This window comes from Sphingomonas sanxanigenens DSM 19645 = NX02, from assembly GCF_000512205.2.
In the GTDB taxonomy this organism is placed as follows: domain Bacteria; phylum Pseudomonadota; class Alphaproteobacteria; order Sphingomonadales; family Sphingomonadaceae; genus Sphingomonas_D; species Sphingomonas_D sanxanigenens.
The window spans coordinates 3,778,420-3,792,419 of sequence record NZ_CP006644.1 but is presented as its reverse complement, the minus strand read 5'-3'; the positions used below and the strand labels follow the sequence as shown (position 1 = coordinate 3,792,419).

17 protein-coding genes and 1 pseudogene are annotated in these 14,000 nt (G+C 65.3%); 8 read left to right on the top strand and 10 right to left on the bottom strand.

Annotated features, from left to right (window positions below):
- Positions 1-105: 105 nt before the first annotated feature.
- Entirely contained in the window at positions 106-648 is a 543-nt protein-coding gene (locus tag NX02_RS17280; RefSeq protein WP_162232696.1) for a hypothetical protein, read from the bottom strand.
- A 30-nt stretch (positions 649-678) separates the two neighbouring features.
- Between NX02_RS17280 and NX02_RS30800 the strand changes: the two genes are divergently transcribed.
- Positions 679-1,044: a hypothetical protein gene (locus NX02_RS30800; RefSeq protein WP_162232695.1), complete on the top strand. Its 366-nt coding sequence runs from the start codon at positions 679-681 to the stop codon at positions 1,042-1,044.
- A 382-nt stretch (positions 1,045-1,426) separates the two neighbouring features.
- Positions 1,427-1,852 (top strand): hypothetical protein, encoded by a 426-nt coding sequence (locus NX02_RS17275; RefSeq protein WP_162232694.1) that lies wholly within the window; start codon positions 1,427-1,429, stop codon positions 1,850-1,852.
- Between the two features lie 28 nt (positions 1,853-1,880).
- On the opposite strand, the gene NX02_RS17270 is transcribed toward NX02_RS17275, so the two are convergent.
- Positions 1,881-2,558 carry a hypothetical protein gene (locus NX02_RS17270; protein WP_162232693.1) on the bottom strand — a complete coding sequence of 226 codons (678 nt, stop codon included), beginning with the start codon at positions 2,556-2,558 and terminating at the stop codon, positions 1,881-1,883.
- Between the two features lie 316 nt (positions 2,559-2,874).
- On the opposite strand from NX02_RS17270, the gene NX02_RS17265 reads away from it, so the two are divergent.
- Entirely contained in the window at positions 2,875-3,777 is a 903-nt protein-coding gene (locus NX02_RS17265; RefSeq protein WP_025293455.1) for an AraC family transcriptional regulator, read from the top strand.
- Positions 3,778-3,801: 24 nt separating this feature from the next.
- Here the strand turns inward: NX02_RS17265 and NX02_RS17260 are convergent, their stop codons facing one another.
- The 3 genes from NX02_RS17260 to NX02_RS17250 form a co-directional block, all read right to left on the bottom strand.
- Positions 3,802-4,200 carry a VOC family protein gene (locus NX02_RS17260; protein WP_025293454.1) on the bottom strand — a complete coding sequence of 133 codons (399 nt, stop codon included), beginning with the start codon at positions 4,198-4,200 and terminating at the stop codon, positions 3,802-3,804.
- Between the two features lie 77 nt (positions 4,201-4,277).
- A complete protein-coding gene (locus NX02_RS17255) occupies positions 4,278-5,789 on the bottom strand; it encodes a tryptophan halogenase family protein (protein ID WP_025293453.1) in 1,512 nt (503 codons plus the stop codon).
- Between the two features lie 424 nt (positions 5,790-6,213).
- The gene (locus tag NX02_RS17250) at positions 6,214-6,615 is read right to left on the bottom strand and encodes a winged helix-turn-helix transcriptional regulator (RefSeq protein WP_025293452.1); all 402 of its coding nucleotides are present in this window, start codon (positions 6,613-6,615) and stop codon (positions 6,214-6,216) included.
- Positions 6,616-6,717: 102 nt separating this feature from the next.
- On the opposite strand from NX02_RS17250, the gene NX02_RS17245 reads away from it, so the two are divergent.
- Complete coding sequence (locus tag NX02_RS17245) at positions 6,718-7,590, top strand: NAD(P)H-binding protein (protein WP_025293451.1); 873 nt, start codon at positions 6,718-6,720, stop codon at positions 7,588-7,590.
- A 169-nt stretch (positions 7,591-7,759) separates the two neighbouring features.
- Here the strand turns inward: NX02_RS17245 and NX02_RS17240 are convergent, their stop codons facing one another.
- Entirely contained in the window at positions 7,760-8,179 is a 420-nt protein-coding gene (locus tag NX02_RS17240; protein WP_025293450.1) for a nuclear transport factor 2 family protein, read from the bottom strand.
- Positions 8,180-8,300: 121 nt separating this feature from the next.
- Between NX02_RS17240 and NX02_RS17235 the strand changes: the two genes are divergently transcribed.
- The gene (locus NX02_RS17235) at positions 8,301-8,948 is read left to right on the top strand and encodes a TetR/AcrR family transcriptional regulator (protein ID WP_025293449.1); all 648 of its coding nucleotides are present in this window, start codon (positions 8,301-8,303) and stop codon (positions 8,946-8,948) included.
- 382 nt (positions 8,949-9,330) lie between these two features.
- Positions 9,331-9,618 (top strand): hypothetical protein, encoded by a 288-nt coding sequence (locus tag NX02_RS17230; RefSeq protein ID WP_025293448.1) that lies wholly within the window; start codon positions 9,331-9,333, stop codon positions 9,616-9,618.
- Here the strand turns inward: NX02_RS17230 and NX02_RS17225 are convergent.
- The gene (locus tag NX02_RS17225) at positions 9,615-10,607 is read right to left on the bottom strand and encodes an IS481 family transposase (protein ID WP_025291249.1); all 993 of its coding nucleotides are present in this window, start codon (positions 10,605-10,607) and stop codon (positions 9,615-9,617) included. The two genes, NX02_RS17230 and NX02_RS17225, sit on opposite strands and share 4 nt — an antisense overlap.
- Before the next feature lie 73 nt (positions 10,608-10,680).
- Here NX02_RS17225 and NX02_RS17220 point away from each other — a divergent pair, with 73 nt between their 5' ends.
- Entirely contained in the window at positions 10,681-11,037 is a 357-nt protein-coding gene (locus tag NX02_RS17220) for a DDE-type integrase/transposase/recombinase (protein WP_084717863.1), read from the top strand.
- A 44-nt stretch (positions 11,038-11,081) separates the two neighbouring features.
- Here the strand turns inward: NX02_RS17220 and NX02_RS17215 are convergent.
- A pseudogene (locus NX02_RS17215) lies at positions 11,082-12,335 on the bottom strand (IS256 family transposase).
- Positions 12,336-12,388: 53 nt separating this feature from the next.
- Here NX02_RS17215 and NX02_RS17210 point away from each other — a divergent pair.
- Positions 12,389-12,631, top strand: coding sequence for a hypothetical protein (locus tag NX02_RS17210; RefSeq protein ID WP_025293446.1), 243 nt, complete (start codon positions 12,389-12,391; stop codon positions 12,629-12,631).
- 62 nt (positions 12,632-12,693) lie between these two features.
- Here NX02_RS17210 and NX02_RS17205 read toward each other — a convergent pair whose 3' ends face one another.
- Together NX02_RS17205 and NX02_RS17200 are read right to left on the bottom strand one after the other, a co-directional pair.
- Complete coding sequence (locus NX02_RS17205) at positions 12,694-13,587, bottom strand: IS3 family transposase (RefSeq protein ID WP_084717861.1); 894 nt, start codon at positions 13,585-13,587, stop codon at positions 12,694-12,696.
- Complete coding sequence (locus NX02_RS17200; protein ID WP_025291248.1) at positions 13,584-13,994, bottom strand: helix-turn-helix domain-containing protein; 411 nt, start codon at positions 13,992-13,994, stop codon at positions 13,584-13,586. The genes NX02_RS17205 and NX02_RS17200 overlap by 4 nt, the downstream gene beginning before the upstream one ends.
- Positions 13,995-14,000: the final 6 nt, after the last annotated feature.

The window sequence follows — 14,000 nt, the reverse complement described above, 5'->3', positions numbered from 1 at the left end:
GTCAAGCTGTTGCGCATGCAAGAATCTTGGCCAAAGTGGAACATGGCCTATCGTAAAGTGAAAGAAGAATCGGGATGCAGTCTTAAGTACGGGATGACGGGAGGTTTACAGCGCGCTTCTCTCTGTCGGATTATTGAAGCCTTGCTCGAACGGTATTGAGTCGCGGGCGAACAGGCTTTTGTATATGTCATCGGCATAGCGGTGGGCAAAAGCTTCGCGCTCGGCTTTTGGCCGGGCAAAATAGCGATCCATCAACGCATCGAACGGCTCACCACGCGCGCCGGGCCCTTCCACCTTTTCAAGCCAGTCGAACCAGTGCCCGATCTCGTGCGGCAGCGTTCGATAAAGCTGCGTATTGCGCGCCGAAGCCGGCGTGACGGTGATCCTGTGAGATCTCCCGTCAAAGTCGATCGCGTGCCCATCGGCCCGCAATCGATCGAGTTGTTCATGACTGTCGGGATCGAGCGCGGACGACCAACGCATCGTCATATCCTCGTCGACCGCCTCCAGAATGATCATCGGGCCGGTAGCGATCGTGCGCCGCTGCGCCGTCGAAATCTCACCCCAGTAGATCAGCCGTCCCCACAGCGGATTGAGAATGGATTGCTTTCGCGTCGGCTGACGGAACAGAATCGTGCGGATGCCCACCCAATCCGACGCCGGTATCATGTGGAGAAGGTGCGCAACGTCGTCGACGGTGCAAGGGTGGCGGCACCCACCGCGTATTGCCTCGACGATGAAGCCGACCCGTTGACCCTGAACCACATGCTCTTCGCGCGTATGACGCCCTATTCGATCGAAGGCGGCGTAAAGATCACGGCTCCTGGGCACGACCATGCGGTTATTCTGGCCGTGGCCCTGCTTGGCGGTGCCGATATTCCGGTTTCGTCTCGTGGGATTAAAGCCGGCGCGCATGTGCGGGAGATGCCACCCGACCTTCTGGCTGGCAATATCCGCAATTGCACGTCGACCGCGCTTCTTGCTTGCCGGGGGCGAGGTGGTGGAGCGCGGCTGCAGAAAGCCAGGACATTATTCAACGGGTAAAGCTGGCGCTCGTCACAGCGATTGTGCGAAGCTGATCAATCAATGGAGGAGGTTCCGCATGGGCGCGGAACTGCAGCGTACAGTTTCGGGGACATAATACTAATCTTTCTGGATCTGCACGCCGGTGCCAGTTTCGCCGGGATCAATCTCGATAATTTCATATTGTGTCCCCGAAATAATAATAATTTCATATTGTGTCCCCGAAATAACGCGGGGTGTGGATCGCGGGGGGATTTGGAAGACGTGTCGCGACTTCGAGTGGCGGAATCGCGGTGGTGCCGATGTCAATCGCAACGCGATTGTCGCCCGCTGCAATCTGCCGGAAGGGCGCTGTGATCCATGGATTCCCATTCCCGTACTGAAGATCGGCTGGAGAGTTGAATTGCCCTACATGATGCCCATGGCCGTCAGGCAGGCCTATGAATTGCGCGGCTGGGTTGCCCAGCAAGGCAATCTCTACTTCGACGGACATGGCGGCACGGCCCATCCCCACCTTCATTTGATCATAGAGGCGAGGGGAACGGTCCCGACCGCGCCCGGGCCGAGCGATATTCGCAGCGCGGTGAAGATGCTCGCCTGGAGCGACGGGCAACAGCATAATCATGGTGGGGGGCGCCTGCTGATCCGCGTCGGCGAACCGAATTTCGCTCAGGGGACCGTGAATTTCAATCTGCAGAACGAGGCTTTTCTCTTCGCCAACATGGAGACGCGGCCGCAAAACCTGATGGCGATCATGTCGGGCAATCAATCGAACCAGAATATAAACGAGGAAATGGGCTGGATCTGGTCCTATTTCCAGGGCCGATGACCGGCGAGGGTGCGGCTGCCATGCACCCTCACGCCGCGAACGGTATCTCTTCCACCCGCCGCGGCGTGCCCGGCGGATAGCCCTCCCGATCCTCCGCCACCAGCGCGCCGCGCATCGCATAGGCGAGGTGCGCCCAGAGCCGGTCCCACATCGGCGCGCGCACGCCGGCGCGATAGCCTTGATGCTCGCTCAGCGCGCGGTTGCGCCAGCGATCGGCGATGGCGGGGGCGACCAGCGCGAACAGCATCGTGTCGCCATCGGTCGCATCCACCGAGAGCAACGCCTTGCCGCGCGCCGCGATATGCGCCTCCAGTTCGGCGGTGGCCTGCGCATAGCTGTCCCAGGCACGCGCCCGATAGGCGGCGGCATCGGCATCGGGCACCGCGCCGTCGATCAGCGGCCCGAACAGCGCCTTCGCCGCGGGCGGCAATGTCGCGGGATCGATCACGCCCGCCTCTGCCCACAGCGCGAACAGTTCATAGCTGTATTTGTCCTCCACCGCGGTCAGCTTCTCCTTGCCGTCGAGCAAGGTAACGGTTGCGAGGAAGGCGCGGTGGCGCGGCGGCCAGTCGCCGGCGCTGTAGAAACCGATCGTTTCCTCGTCGGTGGGCGGCGCCGCGAGATAGCGTTCGGCCGCGGCGACGATCGCGGCGTCATCGCCCGAAAAGTCGCGGGCGAAGGCGATGATCGGATCTTCGGTCGGCATGGACACTCCCTGGGTCGCGGCGCCCAGCACCAGCAGCGGCGTGAGCAATAGGGGGGCGGCAATCAGGGCACGGCGGCTGGGCAGCGGTCCGGTCATTGCGATACGGGCCCTCCCGATGCGCCCCGACACCATCATTTCACGGCGTTTTTTGTTCCGTCGAAGGCAGATCCGCGCAACACCCGGGCGTCGGGACGTGCGGTGCGCGCGCCGCTTGCCGCTTCGGCAATGCCCCTTACATCGGCGCGAACCGCAACATCGGTCGAGCGCGTGCCGCCGTCGCGGGCCTAATTGGAGGCGCCACGGAGGAACAGGAACGATGAAGGCGGCGCTCCGGAACTATCATGCCCGGATGCAGCGGGTGCTGGATCATATCGACCGGCATCTCGACGACGATCTCGGGCTCGATGCGCTGAGCGCGGTCGCGGCATTTTCGAAATATCATTTCCACCGGCAGTTCGCGGCGACCTTCGGGCTGTCCGTGCATCGCTATGTCCAGCTCGCCCGCATGAAGCGTGCTTCGTACCGGCTGGCCTATCGCGATGCGCAGAGCGTCACCGCGGTCGCGATGGATGCCGGTTATGACGCGCCCGACGCCTTCGCCCGCGCCTTTCGCCAACGCTTCGGGCAATCGCCCTCGGCGTTCCGGAAGGGACCGGGCTGGGAACCGTGGCTTGCGGCCTTCGGGCCTCTCGACGATGCGAGGAGCAAGCTTGTGCAGACGACCTATACACCCGACGACGTGACGATCCGTGAGGTTGCCCCAACGCGGGTGGCGATCATGGCGCATCGCGGCGCCCCCGCCGGCCTCGGCGCCACGATCCGGCGCTTCATTGCCTGGCGCAAGGCCGCGGGGCTGCATCCCGCGACGCACCCCACCTACACAATCTGGCGATCCGAACCGCGCCCGGCATCGCCGGCGGATTACAGCATCGACCTGTGCGTCGGCACCGACCGGCCGGTCGCCGACGCACAGGTCGATGAAGGGGCCGGGGGCGGTACGGTTCGCCTCGGCAACATCCCGGGCGGGCGCTGTGCGGTGCTGCGCGTCGTCGGCCACACCGACAATCTGGAGCCCGCCGCGCGCTATCTCTACCGCGAATGGCTGCCTGCGAGCGGCGAGGAAGCGCGCGACTTCCCGCTCTATTGCCAGCGCCTCAGCCTGTTCCCGGATGTGCCGGAGCATGAGGCGGTGGCGGACCTGTTCCTGCCGCTGGAATAGGGAGGGGGCCTCAAGCCCCCGGCATCACCCCGGCCGGTGAAGCGCGCACAGCTTGTTGCCGTCGGGATCGCGGACATAGCCCAGGTGGAGCGGGCCGAGCGCGCCGCCCTCGCGCAGGCCGGGGGGATTCTCGGTCGCGCTGCCGCCATGCGCGAGCGCGGCGTCGTGGAACGCCTGCACCTGTTCCGGCGACGCGCATCTGAAGCCGATCGTGCCGCCATTGGCGCAGCAGGCGGGCTCACCGTTGATCGGCTCGGACACGCAGAACATGCTGCCGTCATGCGCGTAGAACAGCCGCGCATGCCCGCTCGCGGCGACATGGCGGAAGGGCTCGCCGGCGAACCCCAGCGTGCCGAGCACGGCATCGTAGAAATGTTTCGAGCGGTCGAGATCGTTGGATCCGACCATGACATGGCTGAACATGATGTGCCTCCCTGGATGCGCCCAGCATGCGGCTGGAACCGGCGTCGCGCAACCATCCCGCGCAACCGCCGCGGCGGTCACTCCGGCGGCGGTGCCGGGCAATAGCGGGCGAGGAATTCAGGATGGGTCGGCATTGTGGCGACGATGCCGGCGATCTCGCCGCGCGTGCGATCGAGGAAGTCGCGCAGCGCATCCTCGGGCATCATCTCGGCGAGGCGGTGATAGCCGCGCGGCGCAAAACGCTGGCCGAGCAGCACGGAAGACCAGCTCTCGATGCGGAACAGCTCATGGTCGAGCTGGTAGGCGCGGGCGTCCTCGCGCCACAGCGCCAGCCGCGCCTGCAGCGAATCGGGGATCTCCATCGTCCGCGCGCGGCGCCAGAAGGCGGAGTCGTCGCGCTCGGTGACGTGATAATGGAGGATGATGAAGTCGCGGATGCATTCGAATTCCAGGCGCGACTTCTCGTTGAAGCGCCGCACCAGCCCCGGGCTGCAGCCGTTGAACGGGAAATCCTCGATCAGCCGGGTCACGCCCGCCATCATCAGGTGGATGCTGGTCGATTCCAGCGGCTCGATGAAGCCGCCCGCCAGCCCCAGCGCGATGCAGTTGCGAGACCAGCTGTCGACGCGCATGCCCGTCTTGAAGCGCAGCAGCCAGGGTTCGACGAGCGGCTCGCCGGCGATCTCCGCGAGCAGCTTCGCGCGCGCCTCGTCGTCGGACATGAATTCGTTGCAGAAGACCAGGCCGTTGCCCTCGCGATGCTGCAGCGGGATGCGCCAGCGCCAGCCCGCCTCATGCGCGATCGCCGAGGTATAGGGCTGCGGCGGCCGGACGGAGCGCGATTGCACCGCCACCGCGCTGTTGGTGGTGATCCAGCGCCCCCAATCCTCGAACGGCACGCCCAGCGCCTCGCCCAGGATCAGCGAGCGGAAGCCGGTGCAGTCGATGAACAGGTCGGCCTCGATCCGCTCGCCGCTATCCAGCACGATCGCGTCGACGAAGCCGCTTTCGGGGTGAAGCTCGACTGCGCGGATCTTGCCCTCCACGCGGCGTACCCCGGCGGGCTCGGCCAGCCCGCGCAGGAAGCGGGCGTAGCGCGTCGCATCGACATGATAGGCGTAGCCGAGGTTGGGCGCGGCATCGAGCGCGATGCGGTTCGCCTCCCCCGCCATATGTTCCAGGCAATATTCGCCGAGGTCGCCGCCGAAGCCGCGCGCCCGCGCGTGCAGCCAGAAATGATGGAACGGCGCCATCCACGATGCGCGCCGGCCGATGATGCCGAACGGGTGGATATAGCGGTCGCCGATCCGGCCCCAATTCTCGAATTCGATGCCCAGCTTGAACGTCGCCTGCGCGGCGGACATGAACACATCTTCCTTGATCCGCAGCAGATCGTGGAAACCCTTGAAGGTGGGCACGGTCGATTCGCCGACGCCGACCGTCGAGATCTCGTCCGATTCGACCAGGGTGACGTCGAGCAGCGGCCCCAGATGCCGCACCAGCGCGGTCGCGGTCACCCAGCCGGCGGTGCCGCCGCCGGCGACGACGACCCGTTTCACCACCCGGTCCGACGTGGGATCCTGCTGCATGCGCACTCCTTGCGATGGCGGCCTGGCGCCGCCCGGTTGACCTTGAGGAGGGGAAGGGGCGCCCTCAGATCGCGCCGTCGCCTGGACCGCGGCGCCGGTCTGCGGCGACTCGTTCGCGGCCCGCCCCGCCAGTCGGCGGGAATACTCCGTCCCACGTCGCTCGCATGTGCACCCTTCTCCTGCGGCCGCCGGCGCATCGTGGATAGCGCGCTCATTCCGGCACCGGCGCAAAGAGCCCGTTCGGCACCGCGCGGGCAAGCGGATTCTGCCGGGTGCGGGCGGGCGGCCGTGCGATTTTTGGCGATCTCCGCATGCCTGTTGCGAGGAGGGCACAGGATAGGGGCGAAGATATGTGGTTGCGTTACCAGCCGGGGGCGGCGGGGATCGCGGCCGGCGGTCGTCGGGGCGTTCCTACGCCGCCTCCCTACGCCGCCTCGGCCATCCGCGCCCGCGCCGCGCAGACATCGGCGAAATTGGCCTCCGCCCATTCGACCAGCCCCAGCAGCGGCGTGGCGAAGCTGCGGCCCAGCGGGGTCAGCGAGTAGGTGACGCTGGGCGGCACCGTCGGCTGCACGTCGCGGTGGACGAAGCCGTCGGTCTCCAGCGTGCGCAGGGTCTGCGTCAGCATGCGTTTGGAGATGTCGGGCACCGCGCGGGCGAGGGCACTGAAGCGTTGCGGGCCGCTGGCCAGGTTTGCCAGCAGCAATGTCGACCAGCGATCGCCGATGCGGTCGAGCAGGTTGCGGACCGGGCATCGCGTTTCGTCGAACGCTGCCGCCTGCCAGGCCTGGAATTTGGCGCCGAGCGCCTCGGCTGCATCGCGCATGGTTCCTCCGCGGTAACCTGGTGACGGCAAAGTGCCGTCTTTCGGGGTCGATCATCGGTCTCTATCTGAGACCAGGTTGAAAATCGAGACCGGAGTTCGATCATGTCCGCCACCGCCCCCCGCTTCGTCGTCACCGCCGCTGGCGGACAACTTGGCCGCCTCGTCGTCGCCGCGCTTGCCGCGCGCGTCGGCGCTGCGCAGGTCGCCGCCGTCGTCCGCGATCCCGCCGCCGCCGCGGCGCTGTTTCCCGAGGGCGTCGTCATCCGCCACGGCGATTATGATCGGCCGGAGACGCTCGATGCCGCCTTTGCCGGCGCCGAGCGCCTGCTGCTGATCTCCTCCAACGCGGTCGGCGCCCGCGTGCCGCAGCACCGCAACGCGATCGAGGCGGCGGCGCGCGCCGGCATCGCCCGCATCGCCTATACCAGCCTGCTCCACGCCGATCGCTCGGCGCTGGGGCTGGCGGGCGAGCATCGCGAGACCGAGGCGCTGATCGCGGCGAGCGGCATCGCCTACTCGCTGCTGCGCAACGGCTGGTACAGCGAGAATTATGCCGCCTCGATCGCCCCTGCGCTCCAGCATGGCGCCTTCATCGGCAGTGCGGGCACGGGGCAGATCTCCGGCGCGGCGCGCCTCGACTATGCCGAGGCCGCGGCGATCGCTCTGGTCGAGGATGCGGGCGCGGCCATGATCCACGAACTGGCGGGCGACACCGCCTTCACGCTGGCCGGTTTCGCCGCAGAACTCTCGCGGCAGGCGGGGCGTGAGATTCCCTATGTCGACATGCCCGAGGCCGCCTATCGCACCGCGCTGGTCGGCGCGGGCCTGCCCGAACCCTTCGCGGCGCTGATCGCGGATTCGGATGCCGCCGCGGCCAATGGCGCGCTGTTCGACGGATCGGGGGCGCTGGGCCGCCTGATCGGCCGGCCGACCACGCCCGTCGCCGAGACGATCGCGGCGGCGCTGAAGGGGTAAGCAAGGCGCGCGCCGCGCGTCTCGGCGCGGCGCGCGCGGATGGCCGGATCCCACAGGATCGGGGTATGGCGCGGCAGGGCTGCCAGCCGATCGCGCGGCGGGTTCAGCCCTGCGAATGCACCCGGCCCGGGCGTCCGTCGCGCGTCGGGCCGCGGTACCGCTTGCGCCGTCAGACCGTGACCCGGTCCAAAATGTCGTAGTAGGCGTGGAGGTCGAGCCATTCGATGCCCGAGACGACTTTGCCATCCTTCATGGTCATGATGTACATATAGCCGTTCCGGTACGGTTTGCCGTCGAGGGCGCGACTGCGACTGTCGATCTGGGCGAACACCTTGTCGCCATCGGCCCACACGCCCCTGGTGGTGATCGCCAGCGGTTCGGCAAACCGCGCGAACAAGGCGTCTTCCGCATTGTCGAACAGGTCCTTCATGCCATGATAGGTCCGGGCGACCGGACCGTTACCGGCGATCGTCCATTCGACGTCGGGCGCGAAGATCGCTTCGAAAAATTTGGGGAAATCGGCGGAGGCTTGGTCGAGCGCCCCGGTGACGGTTTGCAGATTGGCCTGTTCTTCGGGGGTGTAGGACATGATTGCCTTTCTCCTCGCGGGGACGCAGTTTCGATGAAACATGATCATTAACTATACCGATCGTTCCATAAATGATTAGATATACCGATCGTTCCATAAATCGACCCCGTGCGGGGCGATCGTGACGGACGATCGTGAATCCGCGGCCATCGGGGACGCGGCGGCGCCGGCCGGGGGCGGCCTCCGCGGCCGTCCCCGCCAGTTCGATCGCGACGCCGCGCTGGTGGCCGCGATGCGGGTGTTCTGGCGACACGGCTATGCGGGCGCCAGCATCGGGACGCTGCTCGAGGCGATGGGCATCAGCCGCGCAACCCTGTACGCATCGTTCGGCGACAAGGAGGATCTGTTCCGCAAGGTCATGGACCTCTACGAACGGGAGAAGACCGCCTATATGGTCGACGCGCTGGAGCAACCGTCCGGACGCGGCGTCGCGAGGCATCTGCTGTACGGCACGATCGCGTTACAGACCAACACCGCCGATCCGAAAGGAAGCATGGGCATCGTCCATTCGCTGAGCCATGCGCCGGGCGACGAGGCCATCCGGGAATTCGTCATGCAGCGCGGCCGGTATTGGCGCGACGCGTTGATCGCGCGTTTCGAGCAGGCGGCGCGCGACGGCGACTTTCCGGCGTCGATCGCGCCGCGCGATCTGGCGCTGACCCTGAAAGCGACGACGGACGGGTTGCTGGTGGCGGCCGCGACCGGGGTGGACGAATCCCAGTTGCGCGGCATCGCCGACACTTTCCTCGAACTTTGGCCCGGACGGTGAGGCATGGGTTCGGCGGATGAAGCGCCTTCCGGGATGCATGCCCCGCCGCGCCGTGCGCGTCGATCGCCGGCAACCGGCGTTCAGGTGCCGAACCGGGCGCGACGGGGGAATGGAACTCGTCCGCAGCATCTTTGAGCTGCCGGATGCCTGTGTGCGCATGCGACGATGGCGGCATCATCCCTGATCCCGCCGCGTGTTTTGAAAAGGCCTAAGGCCGGGGAGCGGGGCGACGGCAGCTTTTCTCTATCTCGTGCCAAGGGCTGCCAGTCCGGTTTGTTCCGCTTTCAGACATCGGTCGGCGCCAAGATGGCGGCCCGGAAGCGTCGGAAAGTGGTGGTAAGCGGTCATTTGCGGCAATCGATCCTTCGCCTATGATTGCGGCGTGATCACCGATCTCCTCATCGACGGTATGCTGTCAGGCACGGGCGTCCGAGACGCTGTGAATGGCGGCTACCTCCAACCCGCCGCTATCGAACTTTCAGCTTCGTTGGTGTCCGACCTTTCTGATTGGCAACGAAAATATGAGGACGCGCATTTCGCTGGCTTCCCGGAGAATGCAGTAACGGTCTTGGACGAAGAGGGTCTCACGCTCCTATCTAGGGTTCAGGCCGAACGGCCAGACAAAAGCGTGGGTTACTTCTCAAATGGCAGAATGACGCGATTGGCCTAGATGTTTGGTCCCGGGATTTGGTGGGTCGGATTTGACGTAAAGCGGTGTGGCTCTTTGAGCCACGTTTTGCAGATAGCTTCGTAGGGTGTGAGGCCCTTGAGGGTCTTGAGCCTGCGGCCGAAGTTGTAGGCGGCGACAAAGTCGCCAAGATGCTGCCTGAGCTGGTCATGATTGTCGTAGTGGTAGCGTTTGACGGTGGCTTCCTTGATGGTGCGGTTCATCCGTTCGACCTGCCCGTTGGTCCAAGGATGACGCGGCTTAGTGAGCCGATGATCGATGTCGTTCTGCGCGCAGGCGAGCGCGAAGGAGTGGCAGCGGAACCGTTCGCCAGCCGTGATCGCGAGCTTGACCTCTTCGACTGCGGAGCCCGGATACTTCGGATCAGTGAAGTGGATGCCGTTGTCGGTGAGCACGGTGTGCACTTTGTACGGGACAGCGGCGATGAGGTGCCGAAGGAAGTCGGCTGCGACCCTCGTGGTGGCCTTTTCATGCAGTTCAACGAAAACAAACTTCGAGGTCCGGTCGATCGCGACGAGCAGGTAGAGCCTGCCTTCCTCGGTACGAACTTCGGCGATGTCGATATGGAAATAGCCGATCGGGTAGCTCTTGAACTTGCGCTTATTGGGCGCATCGCCCTCGATCGTGGGAAGCCGCGAGATGCCGTGGCGCTGGAGGCATCGGTGCAGCGACGAGCGCGTCAGGTGCGGGATGGTGGCCTGCAAGGCATACAGGCAGTCGTCCAGCGGTAGTAGCGTATGTCGGCGGAAGGCGACAATCACCGCCTCGTCCTCGACCGACAGCACGGACGATCTGGCGACCTTCGGTCCGGTCGGCAGATCGGCTGTGGAGGTTCGCTTCTTCCACTTGACGACCGTCTTCTGGTTGATGCCGTGCCGCTTCGCCAGCGCCCTCAGGCTCGCTTGACTACGCTGTATCGCTCGACGGACTGCCTCAGTCGTTGTGGCGCTCCCGTGGAGTACCTGGCCCATAGCGCTTCCTTCCAGCTGCCGGTGAATAATGCACCATCAAAGCCTGGGATCAAACATCTAGGCCTTCGTCTATCTGGCCGTCGTCCTGGATGCCCATTCGCGCAAGGTGGTCGGCTGGGCCCTGGAGGATCACCTGCGGGCAACGCTCGCCATCGCCGCGCTCGACATGGCGCTGAACGACCGATGCCCTCCAGCCGGCAGTCTGATCCATCATTCCGATCGCGGCGTGCAATACGCCTGCACCGACTATGTCAGCCGTCTCGACGACCATCGCATCCAGATCAGCATGAGAGCGACCGGCAATCCCTATCACAACGCCAAGGCCGAGAGCTTCATGAAGACCCTCAAGCACGAGGAGATCGATGCCAGCTCATACGCCACCATCGAGCAGGCCCGTGCCGACATGATCGTGTCCCACCGGGTGGTGTAGGTTCGCCGGCGTTGTGACGGCGATCTCCGGCGAGGCCGGATTGATCAGGCAGCCACGGCGGGCATGCTGACAAGAGGATTATCGCTGAACGGAGCGACGCTTTCCAGCGTCATGTACCGGGCGCGCTGTACAGCCCACTCGTCGTTCTGTTCGAGCAGGATGGCACCGACAAGGCGAGTGATGGCGTCCTCGTTCGGGAAGATGCCGACGACGTTGGTGCGCCGCTTGATCTCGCCGTTGAGCCGCTCGATGGGATTGGTCGAGTGCAGCTTGGCGCGATGCTGCGGCGGGAAAGTCATGTAGGCGAGCACGTCCTGCTCGGTGTCATCCATGAAGGTGGCGAGCTTGGGCACGGTTGGCCGCAGTTGGTCGGCGACCTTGCGCCACTGGGCGCTGGCGGTTTCGGCGGTCTCCTGGGCGAAGGCGGTGGCGATGAACGCCGACACCACCCTGCGCCCGCTCTTGCCGGCATGGGCCAGGGCGTTGCGGGCGAAGTGGACGCGGCAGCGTTGCCAAGTCGCGTTGAACAGCTTGGAGACCGACGCCTTGATGCCCTCATGGGCATCGGAGACGACGAGCTTGACGCCACGCAGGCCGCGTCGCGCAAGGCTGCGCAGGAAGGCCGTCCAGAACACCTCGGCTTCGGACGAGCCGATCGCCATGCCAAGGACTTCGCGCCGGCCGTCGCCGTTGACACCGACCGCGATGATCACCGCGACCGAGACGATCCGCCCGGCCTGACGGACCTTGAGATAGGTGGCGTCGATCCAGAGATAGGGCCAGTCGCCCTCGATCGGCCGGTCGAGGAAGGCCTTCACCCGATCGTCGATCTCTTCGCACAGCCGGCTGACCTGGCTCCTGGAGATGCCGCTCATCCCCATCGCTTTCACCAGATCGTCGACCGAGCGCGTCGAGATCCCTCCGCCTGCTTTCCAACGATGCTACGCATCGCCGGAACCTTGGCAGGCTCCGCCCTGGATATAGGCTTCCTGGATCACCGCGGTCAGCGCCTTCTCGGCCATCCGTCGCGGCTCGAGGAAGCCGGGGAAATAGCTGCCCTTGCGCAGCTTGGGGATGCGCAGCTCGACGGTGCCGGCGCGGGTCTCCCAATCGCGCTCGCGGTAGCCGTTGCGTTGGGCGAGACGTTCCGTGCTCTTCTCGCCATAGCCGGCACCTGTCAGCCCGCTTACCTCCAGATCCATCAGCCGCTGGGCCGCAAAGCCGATCATCTCGCGCAGGAAGTCGGCATCCGCGCTCTTCCCCAGCAGCGCCTGAACGTTCATCTTGTCGTCGGTCATCGGGATCTCCGTCGGTTCGAGTGTCGCAACCCAAACCTATCCGAAGATCACCGATGGCCACCCGCAAAGCTGACCGGCTGCTACAGCGCTGTTCGCAAGCGCGCAGCCGGTCAGCTTTGCTACCGACGAGCTACACCACCAACTGGGACACGATCGCCGACATCGGCGCCTTCATCGAAAACATCTACAACCGGAAGCGACTGCACTCGGCCCTGGGCTACACCCCGCCGGCCGAGTTCGAGCGCCGGTGCAAGACACGCCAACTCCCGCAAACCCTACGAGACCCTGTCACCTGAACTTCTATGTCTCAATGGAGGGTTGCACTCCTGGAGTGCCCCCGATCGATGAGACACGACAATTAGGGACAGCGATTTGCCGTCACGGCCAAGGGCTGCTGCGCAGCAGCCCTTGGCGAGATATGTTCATACTCATCGGGAGATCTGTAGGCCAAGGCGGAGTGGAGCCGCTGGCGATTGTAAATCTCCTCGAGGAATGAGCCGATGTGTTTCGCGGCATCGGCGAGGTCGCGATAGTCGGCGCCGTTCACCTCCTCCTGCTTGAGCGTCTTCATGAAGCTCTCGGCCATGGCATTGTCATAGGGGCATCCAACCCGGCTCATGCTCGGCAGGATGCCGGCCGCCTCCAGCCGGGCGATGTAATCGCCGCAGGCATATTGGATGCCGCGATCCGAATGGTGGACGAGGCCACCCGCCACAACGGGGCGCCGTTCCAACGCCATCGTCAGCGCATCGAGCGCCAGTTCGGCGCGCAGATGATCCGCCATCGCCCAACCGACCACCTTGCGGCTGAACGCGTCGAGGATGACCGCCAGATAGACGAACGCCTCGGCCAGGCGGACATAGGTGATGTCCGCAACCCACAACTGGTTGACCTCGCTCGGATCGAGGTGGCGCGCCAGATTGGGCCATATCCGCCAGCCATGGCGCGAGTCCGTCGTCGCCGGCCGGAAGATCGGCTTTCTCACGCACAGCAGATTATCCTCCCGCATCAGCTGCTGCACCCGCTTGTGGTTGATGTGCCAGCCGTCGCGCTTCAGCAGCGCCGTGATCCGCCGATAGCCATAATGCCGGTTCGCCACGCACAGCCGCTGAAGCTGGTCGCGCAGCGCCGTCTCTTCCTGCTTCGGCGCATGGTCCTGCCATCGTCGATAGAAGGCTGCCCGGTTCACTTCGCCCAAACGACACAACCGCTCCACCGACAGCGCCGATCCAGAGCCTTGCAGACCCGTCATCGCCTGGATCTGGGCGATGACCCCGTCACGCCACCGCCGTCGCTCGGCGGGGGTGACGCCTCGATGCGCTGCAAGGCACCCTTGAAAAAATCCAGCGCCACCTGCTGCTCGCCGACCTTGCGCTCCAACTCGGCGATCTGGCGGCGAGCCTCGGCAAGATCGCGTGCCCGTGCCGCCGGCCCACGCGCCAGCGCCATCGCCGCTTTCTCTGCCCGCTTCGGCCGGCCGGGGCCGTCCCGAAGTGCCTCCTCCCCGCCATCGCGAAACGCGTCGCGCCAGCGGTACAATATCGTGCGCTTGACGCCCAACTCTCGCGACAACGCCGTCCCGCTCTCGCCGGCCACCATCCGCCGGACAACCTCAAGCTTGAACGCCCGGCCAAATCTTCGTCGAACAACCTTGGACATGCTGCC

Bases quoted from the DNA above. Each gene is read 5' to 3' on its own strand.
- NX02_RS17270 (WP_162232693.1), bottom strand. From the start codon at position 2,558: ATGCCGACCGAAGATCCGATCATCGCCTTCGCCCGCGACTTTTCGGGC.
- NX02_RS17265 (WP_025293455.1), top strand. From the start codon at position 2,875: ATGAAGGCGGCGCTCCGGAACTATCATGCCCGGATGCAGCGGGTGCTG.
- NX02_RS17260 (WP_025293454.1), bottom strand. From the start codon at position 4,200: ATGTTCAGCCATGTCATGGTCGGATCCAACGATCTCGACCGCTCGAAA.
- NX02_RS17255 (WP_025293453.1), bottom strand. From the start codon at position 5,789: ATGCAGCAGGATCCCACGTCGGACCGGGTGGTGAAACGGGTCGTCGTC.
- NX02_RS17250 (WP_025293452.1), bottom strand. From the start codon at position 6,615: ATGCGCGATGCAGCCGAGGCGCTCGGCGCCAAATTCCAGGCCTGGCAG.
- NX02_RS17245 (WP_025293451.1), top strand. From the start codon at position 6,718: ATGTCCGCCACCGCCCCCCGCTTCGTCGTCACCGCCGCTGGCGGACAA.
- NX02_RS17240 (WP_025293450.1), bottom strand. From the start codon at position 8,179: ATGTCCTACACCCCCGAAGAACAGGCCAATCTGCAAACCGTCACCGGG.
- NX02_RS17225 (WP_025291249.1), bottom strand. From the start codon at position 10,607: ATGGGCCAGGTACTCCACGGGAGCGCCACAACGACTGAGGCAGTCCGT.
- NX02_RS17210 (WP_025293446.1), top strand. From the start codon at position 12,389: ATGGCCACCCGCAAAGCTGACCGGCTGCTACAGCGCTGTTCGCAAGCG.
- NX02_RS17205 (WP_084717861.1), bottom strand. From the start codon at position 13,587: ATGACGGGTCTGCAAGGCTCTGGATCGGCGCTGTCGGTGGAGCGGTTG.
- NX02_RS17200 (WP_025291248.1), bottom strand. From the start codon at position 13,994: ATGTCCAAGGTTGTTCGACGAAGATTTGGCCGGGCGTTCAAGCTTGAG.